This is a genomic window from Pseudomonas sp. LBUM1643, from assembly GCF_059716215.1.
Genome location: NZ_CP166813.1, coordinates 3,535,621 through 3,557,802, shown reverse-complemented (window position 1 = coordinate 3,557,802; position 22,182 = coordinate 3,535,621). Strand labels below are relative to the sequence as shown.

General features: G+C 58.0%; 18 protein-coding genes and 2 tRNA genes. 13 read left to right on the top strand and 7 right to left on the bottom strand.

Translation table 11 applies throughout. The features are described from left to right. Window positions 1-35 precede the first annotated feature (35 nt). The 5 genes from pstC to ACA063_RS15900 all read left to right on the top strand — a co-directional run bounded on the left by pstC (window position 36) and on the right by ACA063_RS15900 (window position 4,100). Window positions 36-1,001: a phosphate ABC transporter permease subunit PstC gene (gene pstC, locus ACA063_RS15920; RefSeq protein WP_162436547.1), complete on the top strand. Its 966-nt coding sequence runs from the start codon at window positions 36-38 to the stop codon at window positions 999-1,001. After that, window positions 1,001-1,894: a phosphate ABC transporter permease PstA gene (gene pstA / locus ACA063_RS15915; RefSeq protein WP_162436546.1), complete on the top strand. Its 894-nt coding sequence runs from the start codon at window positions 1,001-1,003 to the stop codon at window positions 1,892-1,894. The genes pstC and pstA overlap by 1 nt, the downstream gene beginning before the upstream one ends. Window positions 1,895-1,970: 76 nt before the next feature. After that, complete coding sequence (gene pstB / locus ACA063_RS15910; RefSeq protein WP_218171024.1) at window positions 1,971-2,732, top strand: phosphate ABC transporter ATP-binding protein PstB; 762 nt, start codon at window positions 1,971-1,973, stop codon at window positions 2,730-2,732. A gap of 52 nt (window positions 2,733-2,784) precedes the next feature. After that, a complete protein-coding gene (locus ACA063_RS15905) occupies window positions 2,785-3,483 on the top strand; it encodes a hypothetical protein (RefSeq protein ID WP_194692064.1) in 699 nt (232 codons plus the stop codon). Beyond that, window positions 3,483-4,100 (top strand): hypothetical protein, encoded by a 618-nt coding sequence (locus ACA063_RS15900; RefSeq protein ID WP_497662408.1) that lies wholly within the window; start codon window positions 3,483-3,485, stop codon window positions 4,098-4,100. The genes ACA063_RS15905 and ACA063_RS15900 overlap by 1 nt, the downstream gene beginning before the upstream one ends. A gap of 162 nt (window positions 4,101-4,262) precedes the next feature. On the opposite strand, the gene ACA063_RS15895 is transcribed toward ACA063_RS15900, so the two are convergent. After that, complete coding sequence (locus tag ACA063_RS15895; RefSeq protein ID WP_497662407.1) at window positions 4,263-5,573, bottom strand: MFS transporter; 1,311 nt, start codon at window positions 5,571-5,573, stop codon at window positions 4,263-4,265. A 97-nt stretch (window positions 5,574-5,670) separates the two neighbouring features. Next, complete coding sequence (locus ACA063_RS15890; protein WP_497662406.1) at window positions 5,671-6,987, bottom strand: L-fuconate dehydratase; 1,317 nt, start codon at window positions 6,985-6,987, stop codon at window positions 5,671-5,673. A 100-nt stretch (window positions 6,988-7,087) separates the two neighbouring features. On the opposite strand from ACA063_RS15890, the gene ACA063_RS15885 reads away from it, so the two are divergent. Beyond that, the gene (locus ACA063_RS15885) at window positions 7,088-8,056 is read left to right on the top strand and encodes a LysR family transcriptional regulator (RefSeq protein WP_497662405.1); all 969 of its coding nucleotides are present in this window, start codon (window positions 7,088-7,090) and stop codon (window positions 8,054-8,056) included. Between the two features lie 49 nt (window positions 8,057-8,105). Here ACA063_RS15885 and ACA063_RS15880 read toward each other — a convergent pair whose 3' ends face one another. The 3 genes from ACA063_RS15880 to ACA063_RS15870 form a co-directional block, all read right to left on the bottom strand. Next, entirely contained in the window at window positions 8,106-9,686 is a 1,581-nt protein-coding gene (locus tag ACA063_RS15880; protein WP_497662404.1) for an aldehyde dehydrogenase (NADP(+)), read from the bottom strand. Window positions 9,687-9,765: 79 nt separating this feature from the next. Then, window positions 9,766-11,313: a UxaA family hydrolase gene (locus ACA063_RS15875; protein ID WP_497662403.1), complete on the bottom strand. Its 1,548-nt coding sequence runs from the start codon at window positions 11,311-11,313 to the stop codon at window positions 9,766-9,768. Window positions 11,314-11,480: 167 nt separating this feature from the next. Further along, a complete protein-coding gene (locus ACA063_RS15870) occupies window positions 11,481-12,440 on the bottom strand; it encodes a LysR family transcriptional regulator (RefSeq protein ID WP_497662402.1) in 960 nt (319 codons plus the stop codon). A 119-nt stretch (window positions 12,441-12,559) separates the two neighbouring features. Between ACA063_RS15870 and ACA063_RS15865 the strand changes: the two genes are divergently transcribed. The 5 genes from ACA063_RS15865 (at window position 12,560) to ACA063_RS15845 (ending at window position 18,778) form a co-directional block, all read left to right on the top strand. After that, entirely contained in the window at window positions 12,560-13,756 is a 1,197-nt protein-coding gene (locus ACA063_RS15865) for a fumarylacetoacetate hydrolase family protein (protein ID WP_497662401.1), read from the top strand. 70 nt (window positions 13,757-13,826) lie between these two features. After that, complete coding sequence (locus ACA063_RS15860; protein WP_497662400.1) at window positions 13,827-15,179, top strand: MFS transporter; 1,353 nt, start codon at window positions 13,827-13,829, stop codon at window positions 15,177-15,179. A gap of 357 nt (window positions 15,180-15,536) precedes the next feature. Continuing rightward, on the top strand, window positions 15,537-18,098 hold the full coding sequence (gene nirB / locus ACA063_RS15855; RefSeq protein ID WP_497662399.1) for a nitrite reductase large subunit NirB: 2,562 nt from the start codon (window positions 15,537-15,539) through the stop codon (window positions 18,096-18,098). Continuing rightward, window positions 18,098-18,493: a nitrite reductase small subunit NirD gene (gene nirD, locus ACA063_RS15850; protein WP_497662398.1), complete on the top strand. Its 396-nt coding sequence runs from the start codon at window positions 18,098-18,100 to the stop codon at window positions 18,491-18,493. Before nirB ends, nirD begins: the two co-directional genes overlap by 1 nt. Window positions 18,494-18,704: 211 nt before the next feature. Then, window positions 18,705-18,778: transfer RNA gene (locus ACA063_RS15845), tRNA-Cys, on the top strand. Window positions 18,779-18,936: 158 nt separating this feature from the next. Here ACA063_RS15845 and ACA063_RS15840 read toward each other — a convergent pair. Together ACA063_RS15840 and ACA063_RS15835 are read right to left on the bottom strand one after the other, a co-directional pair. Next, complete coding sequence (locus ACA063_RS15840) at window positions 18,937-19,827, bottom strand: alpha/beta fold hydrolase (protein WP_497662397.1); 891 nt, start codon at window positions 19,825-19,827, stop codon at window positions 18,937-18,939. Next, complete coding sequence (locus tag ACA063_RS15835) at window positions 19,828-20,907, bottom strand: sugar phosphate isomerase/epimerase family protein (RefSeq protein WP_497662396.1); 1,080 nt, start codon at window positions 20,905-20,907, stop codon at window positions 19,828-19,830. A gap of 108 nt (window positions 20,908-21,015) precedes the next feature. Here ACA063_RS15835 and ACA063_RS15830 point away from each other — a divergent pair, with 108 nt between their 5' ends. Further along, on the top strand, window positions 21,016-21,606 hold the full coding sequence (locus tag ACA063_RS15830; RefSeq protein WP_497662395.1) for a TetR/AcrR family transcriptional regulator: 591 nt from the start codon (window positions 21,016-21,018) through the stop codon (window positions 21,604-21,606). Window positions 21,607-21,946: 340 nt separating this feature from the next. Next, a tRNA-Leu gene (locus ACA063_RS15825) sits at window positions 21,947-22,033 on the top strand. Window positions 22,034-22,182 lie beyond the last annotated feature (149 nt).

Below are 22,182 nucleotides of genomic sequence, written 5' to 3'. Positions count from 1 at the left end.
CCGGGGGAGTTTTCCCCCTGTACCGGAATTAGCCAATGAACACACCTTTTGTCGTACCGGTTAACCCGGGTTCGGCCTGCCAGCCGCCTTCCACGAAGGACTTCCTGGTTGATCGCACCTTCCGTGCGCTTGCGCGAATAGGGGTGGTTCTGATTCTGGCGTTGGTCTTTGCCTTGGTCTTCGAGGTGGGACGCAAGGCCCTTCCTGGCATGGAAAAACACGGTTTTGACGTGATTTTCGGCAGTGTCTGGGACGTAAACCAAGGCAAGTACGGCATTCTGCCGGCGATTTGGGGCACGCTCTACAGCGCCCTGATCGCGTTGCTGATCGCAGGCGTTTTCGGCGTCAGCATGGCGATCTTCCTCACCCAGGATTTCCTGCCGGCGAAACTGGCAGCGGTGTTTCGCACTATCGTCGAATTACTCGCGGCCATCCCCAGCGTCGTTTATGGCCTGTGGGGGATTTACGTGGTGATCCCGGCGATCCGCCCCCTTACGGCGTGGTTGAACAGCGAACTGGGTTGGATTCCTTTTTTCAGCACGTCCTTGAGTGGTCCGGGACTGCTGCCGGCGGCGTTGGTACTGGCCATCATGATTCTGCCAACCATCGCTGCCGTTTCGCAGGACGCCTTGACAGGCGTACCGATGAAAACCAAACAGGCGGCCTACGGCATGGGTACCACCCATTGGGAAGCGATTCTCAAGGTGATGGTGCCATCCGCCGCCACCGGCATTTTCGGATCCCTGGTCCTCGGCCTGGGTCGCGCGCTGGGTGAAACCATGGCGCTGGCCATGCTGGTGGGCAACGCGAACAACATTTCGCTTTCTCTGTTTGCTCCGGCCAACACGCTGGCCGCCTTGTTGGCGCTGAACTTTCCCGAGGCCGGGCCCAACGAGATCGAGGTGTTGATGTACGCCGCACTGGTGCTGATGTTCATCACCCTGCTGGTGAACGTTCTCGGTTCCATGATCATGCTCTACGCCCAGCGGGGTAACAAATAATGACTGACCTCACGTCCCCTATCACCGCCGTGCCGAGCCTGCAGCGCAAGTTCGAAGGCCGCGCCCTGCGCAGCCTGGTGTTGACCACGCTGGTCTGGACCGGTGCGGTGCTGGCCAGCGTCCCGCTGATTTCCGTGCTCTATATGCTGATCATGCGGGGCGGGGCACGCCTGAGCCTTGAGGTGTTCACCGAATTGCCGCCCACCGGTTTCGAGACGGGCGGTGGCTTCGGCAACGCGATGGCAGGCACCTTCGTGATGGTCGGTATCGCCGCCGCCATCGCGGTTCCGGTCGGCATCATGGCCGCCATCTTCCTGGCTGAACTCGGGCCCGACAGCAAGCTGGCAAACACCGCGCGCTTTGCCGCCAAGATGCTTACGGGGCTGCCTTCCATCCTGGCCGGGGTGTTTGCCTACGCCCTGGTAGTGATGACCACCGGTACTTACTCGGCGCCCGCAGGTGGCGTGGCACTGGCGGTACTGATGCTGCCCATCGTTGTGCTGACGGCTGAAGAGTCGATGAGGATGGTGCCCAAGATTATGAAGGATGCCGCCTACGGCATGGGCTGCACGCGCTCGCAGGTGATCTGGAAAATCATCTTGCCGACCGGCATGCCAGCGATCCTCACAGGCGTGATGCTGGCCGTGGCACGCGCTGCGGGCGAAACCGCGCCGCTGTTGTTTACCGCGCTGTTCAGCAACTACTGGATCTACCACGACGGCAGCCTGGCGGTGATGAATCCGACGGCATCGCTTGCGGTGCTGATTTACAACTTCTCCGGCATGCCCTTCGACAACCAGCTGGAGCTCGCATGGGCGGCCTCGCTGGTGCTGGTGATGATCGTGCTGGTCGTGAATATTTTGAGCCGTATTTTCGGCAAGCCCAAGTATTGAGAACGGGAGCACCTGAATTTTGAACGTATCAACTGCGCAAATAGCCGCTCCGTTTGTTACCAAGACGCCTGTGGTCATGGACTGCAAGCTCGACAAGATTTTCTACGGCAACTTCATGGCGGTACGTGACAGCCATGTGCCGATTGAAAAAAACAAAATCACAGGGTTCATCGGTCCGTCGGGCTGCGGTAAAAGCACCGTGCTGCGCAGCCTTAACCGAATGAACGACTTGGTCAAAGGGTTCCGTTTCGAAGGCCATGTGCATTTTCTGGGGCAGGACGTGTACGGCAAGGGCGTTGATCCCGTGGTCGTACGCCGCTATATCGGCATGGTGTTCCAACAGCCGAATCCGTTCTCGATGAGCATCTTTGACAACGTTGCCTTCGGCCTGCGCCTAAATCGCTATAAGGGTGACCTGGGCGACCGCGTCAAGCACGCCTTGCAGGGCGCTGCATTGTGGGATGAGGTCAAGGACAAGCTCAAGGTCAGCGGGCTGTCGCTCTCTGGCGGTCAGCAGCAACGGCTGTGTATCGCCCGCGCCATTGCTACCGAACCGGAAGTGCTGTTGCTGGATGAGCCGTGTTCGGCGCTTGACCCGATCGCCACTCGCCGGGTTGAAGAGTTGATGGTCGAGTTGAAGAAGGACTACACCATCGCCCTGGTGACTCACAATATGCAGCAGGCCATCCGCGTGGCCGACACGACAGCCTTTTTCTCGGTGGATATTTCCCAGGGCACGCGCACCGGCTACCTGGTTGAAATGGGCCCGACCGCCCAGATCTTCGGCAGCCCGCGTGAACAAATGACCGAGGATTACATCAGCGGCAAATTCAGCTAAGCGGCACACGTCTCGTTTTAGTTTCTTATTTTACGGATTCGCAGGATCGCCAATGTCTGCAACGCGTCGTCTTGATTTACCCGCGATAGAACGAGCATTGCGCAAGGTGCAGGGCCGTTTTGCCGAGCTCAGCCGGCACTTTACCGAGCCGCGTGATCCCTTGACCGACGAGGTGTTGCAGAACGTGCTCGAAGGCTATGCGCTGATTGATGACTATGTCGCACGTGGCGTCGATCTGTTCGATCTTCAGCAACTGAACCTGATGCTGGAGATCAATGCCACCGTTCTATGCGGCAAAGACCCGGCGCGACGGCAAGAATACGCTCAGCACCTTGCGGCAACCGAGGAGCACTTCTTCAACAATGTCGAGGGAGGAATCAAGGATTTGTACAACTGGTATTGCGCGTATCGCAGCGAGTCCGTGTGGAAGCGCGCGGCCGGCGTGTACGTGCGCATTCTCAGCAAGCCGCAATTGTTCATTGAAGGTAACAACCGCAGCGGGTCGCTGATCGTCAGCTATTTGCTCATGCGCGCGGGCTTGCCGCCGTTCGTGCTGACGCTGGAAAACGCCGAGGGCTACTTCAACCCGTCATCGGTGATACGCAATTCCGCCAAGCATGGCGTCAAGGCACTGTACGAATTACCCAAGATCAAGAAAAAGTATGCAGCCTTCCTGGAAGAACAGGCGCCTGATCCGAAGAAGTTTTTCCTGGACGAAACGCCGCTAGCCATTGTTCAGGGAGGCCGTTGATGAGCGAGTATCCAGCGCTGTCAAAATGCCGGAACGTGATCGGCCGAGTGTGGCAAGCCATCCCATTGATCTCGGTCCAGCGTCCGCGTATCCGTATTTCGTTCGATATCGATGACACATTGGCTTGTCAGCTTGACCACAGCGCCGTCGAGCACAGCCGGCTGCCGGCCTGCGTTCACCGTTGGCTGGGCGAGCCGTTGCGCATGGGAACACGCTCCCTTACGCGTGAGCTGCGCCGTCAGGGTTGCAGTATCTGGGTCTATACCTCGTCCGGTCGAACGCCTTCCTACATTCAGCGTTGGCTCATGCTGTATGGCATCCGCGTCGATGGTGTGGTCAACAGTGTGCTGCATAATCGTGCCCTGACAGCACATGGGCTAGCGAACACTCCCTCGAAATATCCTCCCGCATTCAATATCGACCTGCATGTCGATGACTCCGAGGGCGTGCGCAGTGAGGGGCATGACCATGGTTTCCGCGTGGTTGTGGTGGATCCGCAGGATGAGAACTGGGCGCAAAAAGTCCTGGATGCCGTCGCACATGTACAGGCGCAACTTGCCTGGCAGCAACCGCATCGGTACAAGCAGCCTGCGGGTTCGGAAGCTTTTTCCTCCTGAGTTCAATACCTCGGTTGCTGCTGGGCTGAGAACTCGGGGCTGACACCAGATTTCTTTTCCCTCTCCAGACCCGCTAAAACGCCACTCTATTTAGAGTGGCGTTTTTGTTGTGCGCCCGGCCGCCGCCGAGGCGGACCAGGCGGTCGCCAATTCCCTGATCGCTCAGGCGCCGGTTTTCTCTTGACCCTGTCGCAAGCGGGTGGCAATCAGGGCCGCAACCACCAGTAAGGCGGCGATCACCAGCAAACCATTGCGAGTGCTACCCGTGGTTTGTTCGATCAACCCCATCACTGACGGACCGACGAAGCCGCCCAGCAAACCGCAGGTGGTGACAAACGCCAGGCCACCTGCCAGCGCGGTTCCGCTCAAGCGGCTGGAAGGGAAGACAAAGATGATTGATTGCACGACGAACAACATCAGTGCCGTCAGCGAAAAACCGATCAGGCCGACGTATGAATTTGAGAAGGAGGCCAGAAGCAGTCCGGCAGACATGGTCAGCAAGCCAAAGAACAGAATGCTTCGGCACCGCTGGGGCGAAGTGGCCAGGCGCGGAAGAGTGGCAGCACCGATGGCGGCTGCAATCCACGGCACGGACGTCAGAAGGCCGATTTGCAGTGGCGACAATGCACCGTAAGTGCCGATGATGCCGGGCAGGAAGAAAATCACGGTGTAGATGGTGATCTGATGCACGAAGTAGACGGCGATCGCCAGCCAGATCTGTTTATCGCGCAGCATCTGGCTGAGACGGGTTTGTTGTGGGGCGGCGTCTTTCTCGGCATTCAAGCGTTCTTCGATTTCCCGGGCGTCAGCCGCCGATAGCCAGGACGCGGAGGAGGGGCCGTCGGGCAATTTCTTCCACACCACGTAAGCCAGCGCTACCGCTGGCAGACCTTCCAGTACGAACAACCACTGCCATCCCTGCCAGCCAAGCCAGCCATCGAGTTGCAACAGTGCCCCGCCCAACGGGCCGCTGAGAATATTGGCCACGCACACGCCGAGCAGAAAATACCCGGTGGCACGAGCGCGTTGTTCACGGTTGAACCAGTAGGTCAGGTACAGCATGACACCCGGAAACAGCCCCGCTTCAGCGACGCCCAGCAATAGGCGCATGACATAGAACGAGGTTTCACCCTGGACGAACGCCATGCCCGTCGAGAGCAGGCCCCAGGTGATCATGATGCGAGTGATCCAGAATCGCGCGCCGACCTTTTGCATGATCAGGTTGCTGGGCACTTCGAACAGTGCGTAGGTCAGGAAGAACAACCCCGCGCCCAGCCCGTAAGCCGCAGCAGATAACCCAAGGTCGATGCCCATGCTGGCTTTGGCCAAGGCAATGTTGGTCCGGTCGAGAAAGCTCATGACATAGACCACGACCAGCAGCGGCATCAGTTTGCGCAACAGCAGGTTGGTCAAGCGATGTTCATTACAGATCGCAGGCGCCTCGGCGACCGCAGTGGTGGTTAGGATTGTCATTTTTATAGTCCTAATGGAGGCAAGTGCGCGAGTCAGGGCGCCCGATACAAAAGGGCGCTACTGTGCCGTTGCGCGAACGGAAGGTGCGGCTTAGTGGTCAGGACTGGGCAAGATCAATCCACACCGGGCCGCTAGGATACTGGTAGCGTTCCAGGGTTTCGGCCGTCATTTCGATGCTGTAGCCGGGGCGTTGTGGCGGCATGTAGCGGCCGTTGCGAATCACCACGGGTTCCAGGAAGTGCTCGTGCAGGTGATCGACGTATTCCAGCACGCGATTCTGCAGCGAGCCGGATACCGCGATGTAATCGAACAGTGAGATGTTCTGCACGTACTCGCACAAGCCGACGCCGCCGCCATGCGGGCACACAGGTACATCGAACTTGGCGGCCATCAGCAAGACGATCAGTACCTCATTAAGCCCACCCAGGCGTGCTGCGTCCAATTGGCAGAAGTCCAGTGCCCGGGCCTGGAACATTTGCTTGAACATCACTCGGTTATGGCAATGTTCACCCGTAGCGACGCCAATGGGTGCGATCCGCTGGCGGATAGTCGCGTGGCCGAGAATATCATCCGGGCTGGTCGGCTCTTCGATCCACCACGGGTCGAAAGCGGCCAGGCGACGCATGTTCGCCACAGACTCATCAACACTCCAGACCTGGTTGGCGTCCATCATCAGGGTCCGTTCCCAGCCGATTTCTTCGCGCAGGATCGCGGCGCGGCGCAGATCGTCTTCGAGGTTGGCGCCGATTTTCTGTTTGAAGTGGGTCCAGCCATCGGCCACGGCTTCGCGGGCCAGTCGGCGCATTTTCTCTTCCGAGTAACCCAGCCAGCCTGGCGCCGTGGTGTAGCCCGGATAGCCTTCGCGCAACATCTGGGCTTCACGCTTGGCTTTGCCAGGGGCTTGGCGACGAAGCAGGGCGATGGCTTCTTCCGGGGTGATGGCGTCGGTTACATAACTGAAGTCGAGACAGGCGACGAGTTGCTCGGGCGTCATGTCCGCCAGCAGTTTCCACACGGGCTTCGCCTCGGTCTTGGCCCACAGGTCCCACACGGCGTTGACGATGGCGGCGGTGGCCAGGTGAATCACGCCCTTTTCCGGGCCTAGCCAGCGCAGTTGGCTGTCACCCACGGTGATGTTGTGCCAGAAACGGCCCATGTCGGCGGTGATCTCTTCCAGCGTCAAGCCGACAATCAGTGGTGTCAGCGATTGCACGGCGGCCACGCAGATTTCATTGCCTCGGCCGATGGTGAAGGTCAGGCCATGGCCTTCCAGGCCTTGTGGCGAATCGGTGTGCAGCACCACGTAGGACGCCGAATAGTCTGGCGCACTGTTCATGGCATCGGAACCATCAAGAGACCGGGAAGTCGGGAAACGGATGTCGCGAACGCTCAGGTGGGTGATTCGGATAGTCATGGAGAACTCTTTTTATGGGTGACCACTGGGAGCTCGACTGTAAGGTCGAAAGCGATATAGGTATAATTGTCGAATCGTATAGATAGATATCAAGATTGATATGTCAGACCAGCCTAAAGTCCCAACGACCGACAGCCCGGCGCCGGCGAAATCCTTCAGTCCGCTGAAGATCTCCAGTCGCCAGATTGCACTGCTCAATGCCCTGGGCGAGTTCCGCAACCTGCGTCGCGCCGCCGCGGCGATGCACACGACACAGCCGGCCGCGAGCCTGTTGTTGCAACAATTGGAGGAGCGCCTCGACACCAAGCTGTTTGAGCGCCTGCCAAGAGGTATGGAGCCGACGCTTTATGGCGACGTGATGATTCGCTATGCCCGAGGTGCGATTCACGATTTCGAGCACGCCGAAGTACAGCTCGCTGAACTGGCGCGCGGAGCATCGGGGCTGGTACGCATCGGCACGGTGATGGGGCCGGTGCGTAAGTTGTTGACCCGGGGTGTATTGGCATTCAAGGCCGATAACCCGAAGGTACGCATCTGCATTGAAGTCGGGACCAGTGACACGCTGCTGCCGGCGCTGATTCGCGGCGATTTCGACGTGGTATTAGGGCGACTCCCGGACCAGATCGACAGTCAGGGGTTGGAGGTTCAACTGTTTGAAAACGGCGAGCAGATGCGCGTCATCGCAAGGCCCGGCCACGCGCTGGCCACGGCCAAAAAGTTGCGCTTGGCCGACCTGGTCTGTATGACCTGGATCCTGCATCCCATCGGTAGCCCGATGCGCCGCCGGGTGGAAAGTGCGCTGAAGGCCGGGGGCATGGTCCAGGCACTGGATATCGTCGAAACGGCGTCGATTCTGGCCACTACCTCGATGATCGAGGCGTCGGACATGATCGCCGTGGTGCCTAACGATGTCGCAGAGCATTACCTGCGCTATGGGATGGTAGCGATACTGCCGGTGGAGTTACCGATCTCCATGGTCAACATCGGCCTTCTGACACGTCAGTCCCGCCCGATGTCCGCTGCCGTCAGCAAGCTGTTGGGTTACCTCAAGGAATATGCAAAGGGGTAACCTGGCCGGTACAGAGGAGCCTGTGAGGGGCTCCTCGTTGATGACGGTGTTACTGCCTGTCGCGAGTGGCCTGGCCATTCACCAAGCGAGAGATACCCAGCGGGTTGGCCTCTTTCAAGGCATCGGGCAGCAAGGCGTCCGGGAAGTTCTGGAAGCACACCGGGCGCAAGAAACGGTCAATGGCCAAGGTGCCCACTGACGTGCCGCGGGCATCGGACGTCGCCGGATACGGTCCGCCATGGACCATCGAATCGCAGACTTCCACGCCCGTCGGATAACCGTTGAGCAGGATTCGCCCGACCTTCTGCTCCAGCAGCGCTGTCAGTTCGCCGAACTGTTCGAAGTCCGCCGGTTCACCAATGAGGGTCGCCGTGAGTTGCCCGTGCAGGCCATTCAACGCGGCGCTGAGCTGCGCCTGATCCGCCACTTCGACGAACACCGTGGTCGGGCCGAACACTTCTTCCTGCAAGACTTCATCGCCATCAATCAACAGGCACGCATCCGCTTTGAACAATTGCGGTTGCGCTTGATTGCCCTGTTGCGGGTTGCCGGCCAGATGTTTGATGCCAGGATGCGCGAGCAGTTTTTGCAGACCTTTGCCATAACTGCTCAACGTCCCGGCATTGAGCATGGTTTGCGCCGGCTGATCAGCGATCAACGCCGCTACCTGCTGCACGAACGCGCTGAACTGCGGCGAATGAATGCCGATCACCAGCCCTGGATTGGTACAGAACTGACCACAGCCCTGTACCACCGACGCCGTCAGGTCGCGGGCGACGGTATCCGCCCGCGCCTCAAGGGCCTGCGGCAACACGATCACCGGGTTGATGCTCGACATCTCGGCGAACACCGGGATGGGCTGCGCTCGGGCGGCCGCCATGTCACACAACGCGCGCCCGCCCTTGAGTGAGCCGGTGAACCCCACGGCCTGGATCGCCGGGTGCTTGACCAGCGCTTCGCCGACGCCGCCGCCATAGATCATGTTGAAGACGCCCGCCGGCATGCCGGTTTTTTCCGCGGCACGAATGATCGCATCGGCGACCCATTCAGCGGTGGCCATGTGGCCGCTGTGCGCCTTGAACACCACCGGGCAGCCGGCGGCCAACGCAGACGCCGTATCGCCGCCCGCCGTGGAGAAGGCCAACGGAAAGTTGCTCGCACCAAACACCGCCACCGGACCGAGGCCGATCCGGTACTGGCGCAGGTCCGGGCGTGGCAGCGGCTGACGCTCGGGTAAGGCGTGATCGATCCGTGCGCCGTAGAAATCGCCTCGACGCAGGACCTTGGCGAACAAACGCATCTGGCCGCTGGTGCGACCGCGCTCGCCTTGAATGCGCGGGGCGGGCAGCGCGGTTTCGCGGCATACCACGGCGACGAAGTCATCGCCAAGTGCGTCCAGTTCATCGGCGATGGCGTCCAGAAACTGCGCACGACGTTCGGCACTCAGATTGCGATAGGCCGGGTATGCGCCAGCGGCAGCCTCCGCGGCGGCGTCGACCTCTTCCGGGGTGGCCTGGTAGAAAACATGGGGCAAGGCCTCGCCATTGCTGGCGTCGACACTCTTGATGATGATTTGGCTGGCAGCGCTACGCTCACCACCGATGTAGTTGTGGCCAATAATCGTGGACATTTTTGACTCCGGAAAGGATGTTCGAATCCCCGTTGCGGGGGATGTCAGGGCACTGGGGGAGGAAGCAGGGGCCGTCAGTTCAGGTGACAGCGCCGATCTGCCATGGCACAAATTCGTTCTGACCATACCCGTGCTGCTCGCTCATGCTCCGCTCGCCCGAGGCGATGCGCAGCATGAGTTTGAAGATGGCAGCCCCGCATTCTTCGATGGTCATCGTGTCTTCGGCGATCTCGCCGCAATTGATGTCCATGTCTTCGCGCTGGCGGTTCCACAAGGCGGTATTGGTGGCCAGTTTGATTGACGGGGTAGGGGCGCAACCGTAGGCAGAGCCACGTCCTGTGGTGAATGCGATCAGATTGGCGCCACCGGCGACCTGGCCAGTGGCTGATACCGGGTCGTAGCCAGGCGTGTCCATGAATACCAGACCTTTGGCGTTAATCCTCTGGGCATACTCATAGACATCCACCAGGTTGCTGGACCCTGCTTTGGCGACAGCGCCCAGTGACTTCTCCAGGATGGTGGTCAGCCCGCCGACCTTGTTGCCGGCCGAAGGGTTGTTGTTGAGTTCGGCGCCCATGCGTTCGCAATACGCCTCCCACCAATGGATCCGGGCGATGAGTTTTTCGCCCACTGCACGATTGACCGCCCGACGGGTCAGCAAGTGTTCGGCCCCATAGATTTCAGGGGTTTCAGAAAGGATTGCCGTACCGCCACAGGCGACGAGGCGGTCCACGGCATTGCCCAATGCAGGGTTGGCGGTGATACCGGAGTAACCGTCCGAGCCGCCACATTGCAGACCCATAATCAGGTGCCTGGCACTCACGGGTTCGCGTGTGACCTGATTGGCATCCTTGAGCAAAGTCTTGACCTGATCGATGCCACTGGCGACCGCTTTGGAGGTCCCTCCACTGTCCTGAATACTGAACGTACGCAGGGTGTTGCTTCGGCTCAGCCCCTGAGTGCTGAGCAGCCCTTCAATCTGGTTGGTTTCGCAGCCCAGCCCGATCACCAGCACGGAGGCGAAGTTGGCATGGGTGGCATAACCGGCCAATGTCCGACGCAACAACGCCAGCCCTTCGCCCGCGGGATCTACGGCGCACCCCGCGGAGTGAGTGAGAGCGACCACGCCGTCGACGTTAGGGTAGGCCGCTAATGCACCCGGGTTGATGTCCCGACGGAAATGGTCGGCGATGGCGCGAGCGACCGTGGCCGAACAATTGACCGACGTCAGGATGCCGATGTAGTTGCGTGTGGCCACGCGTCCATCCGGACGCACGATCCCCATGAACACAGGTTCGTCGATCAAGGGCTGTTCCGGTTTTACGTCAACGCTGAAGGCATAGTCACGGGCGAAGTCGCCCATGGTCAGGTTGTGTACATGAACGTGGTCCCCGGCCTCGATGACGCCGGTCGAAAAACCGATGATCTGCCCGTAACGGCGCAAGGGCTGGCCGGCTTCGACACGGCGTGCAGCGATCTTGTGGCCGGCAGGAATCGGCTGGCGCACCGTCACACCTTCCTGGTGGAGCGCCTCCCCGATTATCAACGGCCGACGGGCGATGAGCACATCGTCCAGGGGGTTAAGGCGCAGGACCGCGGCTGCACCGGTTTTCATAATCAATTCCATCGAAAACTCACTGGCTATGAAGCGTGGAGGGTCGCTGGCAAACATGCCGCGCCATACCTTTGTCGCTGCACTATAAGAGCCTGCGCAGGTGGTTGCCCAATGAGACCTTTGGATTGGTCGATAACCTTTCCTCATCAAACAGCGTTGGTTGGCCTGGAATCTTATCTTCAGTGGCCGATGGATTCCCGGCGTATCCGGGCGAATTCCAGCAAGGTGTCGACAAATTCCCGGGCCGCTTCGGTGAGTGGCTCGTCCTTACGCGTGATGACGCCGTAGTCCTGCGGTTCGACCTTGAACGGCGTGTTGAGCACCTTGAGCAAGCCACTCCGAACCTGCGACTGGACCATGGACTCAGGCAGCAGGGCGAGCATCGGGCCGGACTGAAGCAATTGCAGGAAAGTGGGCATCGAGATGGTTTCGACGGTGTTGGTGGGCGTACGCATATTGAATTCGGTGAAGGCACTTTCCATGCGGCGACGTATGGGGGCATTAAACGGGTACATGACCCAAGGCCAGTCGACGAGTTGCTCGGTCGCCACCTCGTCGAACTGCGCAAGAGGATGACGGCTGTTGACAACCAGGCAAAAGGGCTCAGGCCCGAGCGCACGAAAGTCGAACGGGTGCTGATAACGATCATCCGTGAAACGGGCAATGATCAAATCGAGCTTTTTATGTTCGAGCATCTCCAGCAGTTGATTGCTGGTTTGCTCAATCACTTCGATGGAGAGCAGGGGGCGATCCAGCTTGATCAGGGTGATAGCCTCGGGCAGCACCACAGACGTCGCGGCGAATATCGCGCCGACTTTCAAATGACCATGCCCACCATTGCGCAACTTGTTCAGCTGGTCGACAAATGACTGTGTGTCGTCGAGCGTTATCCGGGCATAGCGGACAACGAACTCGCCCAGTTCAGTCAAGGCCATGCTGCGGGTTTGCCTTTCGAACAAGGCAAACCCGAGCAGCAGCTCGATGTCGCGCAACATCTTGCTGATGGCGGGCTGAGTCAGGTTCATCAACTCTGCAGTGGTGTGCATGTTGCGGGTCCTGGCCAGCGTATCGACCAACATCAAGTGCTTGATCTTCAGCCATTTGCTGACACTGGCGTATGAAATCTCGTCGTTCACCATGAGGCACTCTTTCGGACTGATAACGAAACGATATCAAACACTGAAAATATGTCATTGGGATTTATCAAACAAGTTCACTAGTTTCGCCAGGTCGTCATCGAATTGATCTGGATCTCTCTATGCCCCTTTTGAAATTGACCTGTAATAACACCCTCCCGATTGACGGAGTGGAAGGCACCCTGATCGGTCGTGCCTGGGTGCCCGGGGAAACAGCTGGCCCCTCGCCGGTGGTACTGCGCGCCGATGGCGTGTTTGATTTGTCCCAGTCTTTCCCGACGTTGAGCGATCTGCTGGAGAGCGCCTCACCCCTTGAGGCCGTTCGTAGTACTCGCGGACAATTCATCGGGAGCCTTGACGCATTACTGGCCAATACGGGGCCGGGCTCGGATCCTGCCAAAGCCTGGTTGTTGCCGCCGGCTGACTTGCAGGTGATCAAGGCCGCTGGCGTGACGTTCGCCGCCAGCATGATCGAAAGGGTGATTGAAGAGCAGGCGGGCGGCGATGCTGCGAAGGCCGAGAGCATACGAGGCCTCGTCAAGGCAGCGATAGGCGATAACCTGCGTTCGATAAAACCAGGCTCGACCGAGGCGGCCCGGCTGAAGGCCGTGCTGATCGAACAGGGACTGTGGTCGCAATACCTGGAAGTCGGTATCGGCCCTGATGCCGAGATCTTCACCAAGGCCCCGGTCCTTGCTTCTGTCGGTAGCGGTAGCGAGGTGGGCATTCATCCCAAGTCGAAATGGAACAACCCGGAGCCGGAAATCGTGCTGGCGGTGAACAGCCGAGGTCAGATACACGGCGCAACCTTGGGCAACGATGTCAACTTGCGTGACTTTGAAGGCCGAAGCGCACTCCTGCTGAGCAAAGCCAAGGATAACAACGCGTCGTGCGCGATCGGCCCGTTCATTCGTCTGTTCGATGAAAGTTTTACGCTGGATGATGTGCGTCGTTGCGTGGTCGACCTGGTCGTTGAAGGCGATGACGGTTTTATCATGCGCGGCAGCAGCTCGATGGAGCAGATCAGTCGTGATCCGCTGGAATTGGTCGCTCAAACGGTGGGCAGCGAACACCAGTACCCGGATGGCTTCCTGCTGTTCCTCGGCACTTTGTTTGCCCCGACGCAGGATCGTGAAGAGCGGGGCAGTGGTTTCACCCATAAACCGGGGGATAGTGTCAGCATCAGCAGTCCTTTACTGGGCACGCTTCACAACCGAGTCACCTACAGCAATGAAGCCACTCCCTGGACGTTTGGCCTGCGTGCACTGATAGGCAACCTGATCGCTCGTGGTCTGGTGGCAGGTCAATCTCCCCTCTGATTGTCCTGCCAGAAGTTCTGGGCAGATACACCACAGTGGTCGCTGGACATCTAATAACAAGGCACAAAAAATGATGACCCAAACTATAAGATCGGAGCACGAAGCCGTTATCGAAAGCGCCCTCGTCAAATGTCGATGGAAGTTGCTACCGTTCCTCGCATTGATGTTCGCCCTGGCCATGATAGACCGTTCCAACGTCGGCTTCGCCAAGGCAGCACTGCAAGCCGATATCGGTTTGAGCAATGCTGCCTTCGCGTTGGGCGCAGGCATTTTCTTTATCGGTTATGCAATTTTCGAAGTTCCCAGCAACTTGCTGTTGCACCGACTGGGCGCAAGAGTCTGGCTCAGCCGGATCATGATTACCTGGGGGCTGGTGTCGGCGGCCATGATGTTCACGCACGACGAAACAACGTTTTACGTGCTGCGTTTTCTGCTGGGTGTGGCGGAAGCGGGGTTTTCCCCGGGTGTGATTCTCTACCTGACCTACTGGTTTCCGGCGCAACGTCGCGGTCAGGCAATCGGGATTTACTATTTCGGGCTGCCGTTGGCCTTGATGGTTGGCAGTCCGCTGTCTGGCTGGTTGCTGGAAATGCACGGCATCTTCAATCTGACTAACTGGCAATGGATGTTTCTGGTTGAAGGCTTGGCGGCTGTTGTCGTCGGCATCATTGCGCTGTTTTACCTCAAGAATAATCCGCAAGATGCCAACTGGCTTACTCCAGAAGAGAAGGCCGCGTTGAGTCAGGAGCTTAAGGCTGAAGACAAACTCAAACTGGCCCATGGGCCGAGCAGCCTGCTTGACCTGGTTCGCAACAAGCGCGTGCTGAAATTTATCCTGATCTATTTTAGCGTTCAGGTCAGCGTGTACGGCGTGATCTTTTACCTGCCGACCCGGATTGCAGAACTGCTGGGCACCAAAGTCGGCTTGGAAGTGGGGATGTTCATTTCACTGCCATGGCTGTGCGCCGCTGTCGCCATGTTTTATGTGACTCGACTGGCGGACCGTCATGGGGCGCATCTGAAGCTGGCAATGTGCATGCTCGCCATGGCGGCTTTGGGTATTGCAGCCTCGGCATTGCTCAATAGTTTCGCGCCGGTGTTGCTGGCTTTCTGTTTCGCGGCGGCTGGGTTCGTGACCGTTCAACCTCTGTTCTGGACACTGCCGACCGGCTACCTCGGAGGGGTCGCCGCAGCAGGCGGCATTGCGCTGATTGGTTCGATGGGAAACATCGGTGGCTTCGTCGCACCGATGCTCAAAGCCAATATGGAAATCTGGTTTGTAGACCCCCGGGCAGGCATGTTGGCACTGGCCACTGCCGGGTTGGTGGGTGTCTATCTGCTATGGACGTTGCGTGACCCCAAAACACAAGAGCGGGTGACTTCGGATCAGGCGGGTGGCGTTGTCCATAATGGCGAGTTTTAACGACATTTCGTGCACTTTAATAAGGCCGCAGGGGCATTCGCTGCACTATGGGATGGCAGCGCACCGGCCTTGTTGAACGTGTGTGCCCCGGTTTAAGCCCGCGCTAAGGGCGTCGTCAAGATCTGGCACAAACGCTGCATTACGTTGATCAGGTCCATCGCGAGAACATTCGAATGGGCAGCCCTCACGGTCAACGACGACCGATTGGCCGCACAGGTCGTGGGCAGCAGCGGTGGATCGGGCAGAGACGTCCGGTTTTAACGCCGCAAACGAACAGGCAAAGACGCCTGGAACCGAAAGGTTTCAGGCGTTTTTTTTTGCTTTTTTTCCGTGACGGGCTTTGGCCGGGTGCTATTTATGAACTCCATTGTTGCCACGTTGAACAAGTTGCAGACGCTGATCGTGATCGGTAATGGCATGGTCGGACATCACTGTGTCGAGCAGTTGATTGAGCGCGGCGCCCTTAATCATTATTGGGTGCACGTCTTCAGCGAGGAGCCGGTACGTGCCTACGACCGTGTGCATCTTTCCGAGTACTTCACGGGGCGGGATGCTGAGTCGCTGGCCCTCAGTGATGCCGCGCTTTACCAGACCCCGGGTATCACGTTGCATCTGGGCGTGCCGGTCCTTGAGATCGACCGCGCCCGCCACGAGGTGATTACCGCCCAAGGCTCGGTCACTTACGACAAACTGATCCTGGCAACGGGTTCGTACCCGTTTGTGCCATCAATCGAAGGCGCGCAGGACGACTCGCGTCTGGTGTACCGCACGCTTGAAGACCTGGACTCGATTCGAGCCGCCGCCGCCAACGCGCGACGTGGTGTGGTCGTGGGAGGAGGACTTCTCGGGCTTGAGGCAGCCAATGCACTGAAGAGCCTGGGCCTGGAAGCCCACGTTGTCGAATTCGCTCCGCGCTTGATGCCTGTGCAGCTGGACGAGCACGGCGGCCTGGCGCTCAAGGCGCAAATCGAGAAGCTGGGCGTTGGTGTGCACCTGTCGCGCGCGACACAATCGATCAGCGCCGGCGAGCAATACCGCTACCGGATGAATTTCGCCAATGATGAATTCCTCGAAACCGACCTGATCGTTTTCTCCGCCGGCATTCGTGCGCAAGACACACTGGCTCGTCAATGCGCGCTGGAGATCGGGCCTCGCGGCGGGGTGGTCATCGACGATGCGTGCCGTAGCAGCGATCCAGACATCTACGCCATTGGCGAATGTGCCTCATGGAACGGCAGCCTGTTCGGCCTGGTGGCGCCGGGGTATCAAATGGCTCGCAGTGTGGCGGCCAGGCTCTGCAAGCAGATCGCTGAACCGTTCATGGGCGCTGACATGTCGACCAAGCTCAAGCTTTTGGGCGTCGACGTGGGCTCCATTGGCGATGCTCACGGCATGACTCCGGGCGCGCGCAGCTTTCAATTTATCGACGAGAGCACCGCCAGCTATCGACGCCTGGTGGTGGATGCCACGGGTAAACAGGTACTCGGCGCCGTATTGGTCGGTGATAACAGCTATTACGACACGCTGCTGCAATACATGCAGAACGCGATTGCACTGCCAAAGGAGCCGGCCAGCCTGATTCTGCCATTGTCCGGGGGCGCGCCAACACTTGGGCCGGGCGCATTGCCCCAATCAGCCACGGTGTGTTCGTGTCACAACGTCACCAAAGGCTCGATCTGCTCAGCCATCGATGGCGGTTGCACCGATCTGGCCCAACTCAAGTCGAAAACCAAGGCCTGTACGGGCTGCGGAGGATGTGCCGGTTTGCTCAAGCAAGTCTTCGAGCACGAGTTGACCGCGCGTGGCGTCAGTGTCGACAAAAGTCTGTGCGAACACTTTGCCTACACCCGCCAGGAACTCTATGCGCTGGTGCGGGTGGAAGGGGTGATCACCTTCGAAGAGCTATTGGCCAAGCACGGCAGCGGTCACACCGGGTGTGATGTCTGCAAGCCGGCCGTGGGCTCGATTCTCGCCTCGTGCTGGAACCAGCCCATCATGGACCCATCGCTGGTGCCACTTCAGGACACCAACGACACCTTCATGGCCAACATGCAGAAAAATGGTACCTATTCAGTCGTGCCGCGAATTGCCGGGGGTGAAATCACAGCCGACAAGCTGATCGCGATTGGAGTGGTCGCGAAAAAATACGAGCTCTACACCAAGATCACCGGTGGTCAGCGAATCGACCTGTTCGGCGCGCAATTGCATCAACTGCCGGACATCTGGGCGGAGCTGATTGAGGCAGGCTTCGAAACCGGTCACGCGTACGGTAAATCGACGCGGACCGTCAAATCATGCGTTGGCAGCACCTGGTGCCGTTACGGCGTTCAGGACAGTGTGAAAATGGCGCTATTGATTGAGGATCGTTACAAAGGATTGCGTTCGCCGCACAAGCTAAAGTTCGCCGTGTCCGGCTGCACTCGCGAATGTGCCGAGGCGCAGAGTAAAGACGTTGGCGTGATCGCTACCGAGAAGGGCTGGAATCTCTATGTGTGCGGCAACGGCGGCATGCGCCCGCGCCACGCCGAGCTGTTTGCTACCGACCTCGACGATGCGACCCTGATCCGCTACATCGACCGCTTCCTGATGTTCTACATCCGCACGGCCGACAAACTGCAGCGCACATCGGTTTGGCGTGAAAGCCTGGAGGGCGGCCTGGACTACCTCAAGGAGGTCATCATCAACGACAGTCTGGGGCTGGGCGAAGAACTCGAATCGCAGATGCAACTGGTGGTCAGCCGCTATGAATGCGAATGGGCCAACGCGCTCAAAAGTCCGGAAAAGCTCAAGCGCTTCCGTACGTTCGTCAACGACAAGCGCCCGGACCCCGACATCCACTTTGTCGAGGAACGAGGGCAGCGGCGCCCAATCATGGCCAGTGAACTCAACCTTATCCCGGTCCGCGAGGAGCTTGTCTGATGAACCCATTAAATACCCTGCGCACCCATGACACTCTGGCGTCTGAACAAGACGCGGTCTGGCAATCGGTGTGCAGCGAGCAGGATCTGGTCATCAACTCCGGGGTCGTGGTGTGGCTCGACGGCGCACAAGTGGCGCTGTTTTATCTGCCAGATGCCCAAGGCAAGATCCTCTACGCTATCGACAACCACGACCCGCAATCCGGGGCCAATGTCATTGGTCGCGGTTTGATCGCCGATATCAAGGGTGAACTGGTGGTCGCCTCGCCCATTTACAAGCAGCACTTCCGTCTTGAAGACGGCACGTGCCTGGAGTCTCCGCAACAGCGCCTGCGTGTCTGGCCGGTGCGATTGAGCAGGGGAGACGTGGAAATCGGTTGCCGGGGTCGTGGTTAATATGGCAAAAAAGGCCCGGCAGAATAAATGCCGGGCTCGATAATTTTTTTTGAAATCAAGGGGTTGCCAGCCTCCGTAAATCAGTCCATAATTCACGCCATCGAAAGCACTGACGGCTTAAAAAGCTCAATGTTTTCAAGGGCTTAGATCTTGTATCTAAATCCAAGTTTGTATGCGTGGGGTGTTGTGCTACATGACATCAAACGTTTGAGGCCGAGTAGCAAAATGGTTATGCAGTGGATTGCAAATCCACCTACGCCGGTTCGATTCCGACCTCGGCCTCCACTCTTAAAAACCCCGTAGATCAATGATCTACGGGGTTTTTTATTGCCTGCAGGAAAGTGAGGTGTTCCGCAGTTTTTGGTAAGGGTCCCGCGACGGAGAAAGTTTGTTATCAAAAGGAGTCGCAGTACATGGGGCGCGTCTCCTGCTCACTTCGAAAGTTACAACGCGGCCTGGTCTTCAAGAAACGTCATTAGATGGTGGATAAAGTCATCAGAGGCTTCCTCCATTACGAAGTGGCCGCAATCGGCGATGATCGCGCCGCGCAAGTTACTGGCGTGACCTTTTAGCGTGAGTAAAGGGGCATCCTTCGTGGCGTACTCGGCACCGATCGCCAGCACCGGCATCGTTAGGGGTCGCAGGGCGCGTTGTTTGTTCTGGCGAATTGTTTCCGGGATCGCGCGGTAATAAGCAAACCCTCCCCGCAGCCCACCCGGTGAGGAGTAGGCCTGAATGTATGTTTCGGAGGCGACCGCATTGCGCTTGAAGGCCCAGCGATCAAACATGAAGTTAAGATACGCAGCCTCCTTTCCTGTGATCAACAGTTCGGGTAAATCCCTGACTTGATTGAACAAAAAATGCCAGAGAAAAATGTTTTCCTCTGGGGTCACAAAGATAGGTGGTGCTTCGGCCAAACCGGGTATGACGGCTTCCGTTACCGTTAATGTTCGCACTGACTCCGGGTAGTCACTGGCAAGGGCATACGCAATCCACATGCCGACATCGTGGCCGACCAAGTGGTAACGACTGAAACCCAATTGTTCCATCGTTTGGTGCAGTATCTGCGCCACGCTGCCGGTGTCATACCCCTCTTCGGGGCGGTCGGAATCACCCAGTCCAGGTGGATCCACGGCGATCGCCATGTACCCTTGATTGGCCAATGCCTGCATCACATGTCGCCACGCATACCAGGTTTGTGGCCAGCCCGGCACCAACAGAACAGGATCACCGGTTCCAGCCACTACGCAGTGAATACGGATTCCGTTGATTCGCACATAGCGGTGGGTGAAATGGGCCTCAACGGGGTAGGGGAGATCGACGGCCTTGTTCATTTACGCTGTTCCTTCCATGGACGAAGTGGCTATACCGAGCATTGACTGGATTTGCTGAAAGTTGACGGGTGCACCCGCGAAGTCGTCGAACATGCGGTCAGTCACCTGGATGATGTGTTGATTGATAAATGCCACGCCCTCCCGGGCGCCATCTTCCTGATTTTTGAGGCAGCACTCCCATTCAAGAGTGGCCCACCCCGGGTAGTCAAACTGGGCCAGCTTGGAAAAAATCCCTTTGAAGTCCACCTGACCATCACCCAGGGAGCGAAACCTGCCTGCACGATCGCTCCAGTTGCTGTAGCCGCCGTAAATACCCTGGCGCCCCGTCGGATTGAACTCGGCATCCTTGACGTGGAACATGCGGATACGCTCGTGGTAGATGTCCAGGTAGCTCAGGTAATCGAGCTGCTGGAGTACGAAGTGACTGGGATCAAAGAGGATGTTGCACCGTGGATGTTCATCCACCAGCGAGTAAAAACGTTCGAAGCTGGTACCGTCATGTAGATCTTCGGCGGGATGAATTTCGTAGCAGAGATTGATACCCACGTCATCGCACAGATCCAGAATAGGGCGCCAGCGCTTTGCCAGCTCGCTGAAAGCGGCGTCTATCAATCCCTCTGGACGCTGTGGGAACGGGAACAGATACGGCCAGGCCAGCGACCCCGAAAACGTACCCATCTCGCTCAAGCCAAGGCGAGCGGAGGCGTGCGCAGCCAACTTCATTTGCTCTATCGCCCACTCGGTGCGAGCTTGGGGGTGACCCCGAAGGCCGGCCGGGGTAAAGGCGTCCCACATCGCCTCATAGGCTGGATGCACTGCGACAAGTTGACCATAGATATGAGTGGTCAACTCGCTGATCTGTAACCCGTGCTCTGCCAGAGTGCCCTTGATCTGATCACAGTAGTCTTGACTGTGTGCCGCTTGGGCGACATCAAATAAACGCTCATCCCAGGCGGGAATCTGCAAGGCCTTGAACCCGTGGTCCGCCGCCCATTTACTGATGTGGGCCAAGCTATCGAAAGGGGCTTGGGAGCTGCTGAACTGAGCCAGATGCAGACTTGGGCCTTTTAGTGTTTTCATCGTGCAAACCTATTCTTTGTTGATCGACAAAGAATAGGTTTGCTGAGCGATATCCGTCAAGTTGATTTGAGCTAAAATGCGCCATCTGGATTTTTGGGCATAACGAATATGGCAGGGCGACCGAGGGAATTCGACAAAGAGCAGGCGCTGACAAAGGCAATGCTGCTTTTTTGGGAGCGCGGCTACGAAGGTACTTCCATGTCAGCGCTTGTCGATGCGCTAGGCATCGCGTCTGCGCGCATTTATGCGGCATTCGGTAGCAAGCAACGGCTGTTTGAAGAGGCTGTCGAGCTTTATGTGGCTGGGGAGGGAGGATTTGCAGTGCGTGCCCTGGCGCTAGCGGATATTGGCCAGTCGATCCGGCAAATGCTGTGTGATGCCGTGATCACCTACACCTCCCAGGATAGGCCTTGGGGGTGCCTTGTTGTCAGCGCGGCGAACAGTGTAGCGCCGGAAAATACACCGGTACTCGCTTGGCTCTCGGAGCAACGGCGCCAGCGGACGGAGTCGATCATCCATCGACTGGAAGCGGCCAGCCGAGATGGGCAGCTGAGCACAACGGCCAATGTTCAGGCACTAGGAAACTTCTATGCGACATTTTTGCATGGGATCTCTGTCCAGGCGCGTGATGGCGTATCAAGAGAGGAATTGCTCGAAGCGGTTGATTGCGCAATGGGCTTACTGCCGGTGAAGGCCTAGGGAGCGCCTTGGTGCGTGTGATCCGCAGAACTTTAAAAATCAGTAGCTTGCAAAACACATAAAATGCTAACCTATTGATCTGCTTAGCTTTGTAGCGTGGATCGTGAATCTACCTACGCTGGTTCGATCACGAACTCGACCTACACTTTAAACAAGCTCCGTAGATCGATGATTTACCGAGCTTTTCTATTTGCGCTGGCTTGCAAGATTTAGTCTTGAAAAGGCCGGATGCGAACTTGCTTCACCGGGGCGGGATGTATATATTTCCCCCTCTGCTGCACAAGCGTCTGAGTGTTGAAAGGGTCGTTGATCAGCCTCCAGACAGCTTTATCGCGCTACCGCCCGAATGGCGAAACTGGTAGACGCATGGGACTTAAAATCCCCCGCTCGTAAGGGCGTGCCGGTTCGATTCCGGCTTCGGGCACCATCTTGCATTCCACAGAGCGCTTTTGAGTTCTTTGGAAGCCTTGAAAAACCTGCCTTCTGGCGGGTTTTTTCGTTTTAGCATTCCGTCGGAATCTTGCCCATTCTTCTGGAATCCAGTCATTTAGAGGGTAAAGTTAGGGGTAGTCTTTG

Excerpts from the sequence above, each read along its gene's own strand:
- pstC (WP_162436547.1), top strand. The coding sequence starts at position 36 with ATGAACACACCTTTTGTCGTACCGGTTAACCCGGGTTCGGCCTGCCAG.
- pstA (WP_162436546.1), top strand. The coding sequence starts at position 1,001 with ATGACTGACCTCACGTCCCCTATCACCGCCGTGCCGAGCCTGCAGCGC.
- pstB (WP_218171024.1), top strand. The coding sequence starts at position 1,971 with ATGGACTGCAAGCTCGACAAGATTTTCTACGGCAACTTCATGGCGGTA.
- ACA063_RS15905 (WP_194692064.1), top strand. The coding sequence starts at position 2,785 with ATGTCTGCAACGCGTCGTCTTGATTTACCCGCGATAGAACGAGCATTG.
- ACA063_RS15900 (WP_497662408.1), top strand. The coding sequence starts at position 3,483 with ATGAGCGAGTATCCAGCGCTGTCAAAATGCCGGAACGTGATCGGCCGA.
- ACA063_RS15895 (WP_497662407.1), bottom strand. The coding sequence starts at position 5,573 with ATGACAATCCTAACCACCACTGCGGTCGCCGAGGCGCCTGCGATCTGT.
- ACA063_RS15890 (WP_497662406.1), bottom strand. The coding sequence starts at position 6,987 with ATGACTATCCGAATCACCCACCTGAGCGTTCGCGACATCCGTTTCCCG.
- ACA063_RS15885 (WP_497662405.1), top strand. The coding sequence starts at position 7,088 with ATGTCAGACCAGCCTAAAGTCCCAACGACCGACAGCCCGGCGCCGGCG.
- ACA063_RS15880 (WP_497662404.1), bottom strand. The coding sequence starts at position 9,686 with ATGTCCACGATTATTGGCCACAACTACATCGGTGGTGAGCGTAGCGCT.
- ACA063_RS15875 (WP_497662403.1), bottom strand. The coding sequence starts at position 11,313 with ATGGAATTGATTATGAAAACCGGTGCAGCCGCGGTCCTGCGCCTTAAC.
- ACA063_RS15870 (WP_497662402.1), bottom strand. The coding sequence starts at position 12,440 with ATGGTGAACGACGAGATTTCATACGCCAGTGTCAGCAAATGGCTGAAG.
- ACA063_RS15865 (WP_497662401.1), top strand. The coding sequence starts at position 12,560 with ATGCCCCTTTTGAAATTGACCTGTAATAACACCCTCCCGATTGACGGA.
- ACA063_RS15860 (WP_497662400.1), top strand. The coding sequence starts at position 13,827 with ATGATGACCCAAACTATAAGATCGGAGCACGAAGCCGTTATCGAAAGC.
- nirB (WP_497662399.1), top strand. The coding sequence starts at position 15,537 with ATGAACTCCATTGTTGCCACGTTGAACAAGTTGCAGACGCTGATCGTG.
- nirD (WP_497662398.1), top strand. The coding sequence starts at position 18,098 with ATGAACCCATTAAATACCCTGCGCACCCATGACACTCTGGCGTCTGAA.
- ACA063_RS15840 (WP_497662397.1), bottom strand. The coding sequence starts at position 19,827 with ATGAACAAGGCCGTCGATCTCCCCTACCCCGTTGAGGCCCATTTCACC.
- ACA063_RS15835 (WP_497662396.1), bottom strand. The coding sequence starts at position 20,907 with ATGAAAACACTAAAAGGCCCAAGTCTGCATCTGGCTCAGTTCAGCAGC.
- ACA063_RS15830 (WP_497662395.1), top strand. The coding sequence starts at position 21,016 with ATGGCAGGGCGACCGAGGGAATTCGACAAAGAGCAGGCGCTGACAAAG.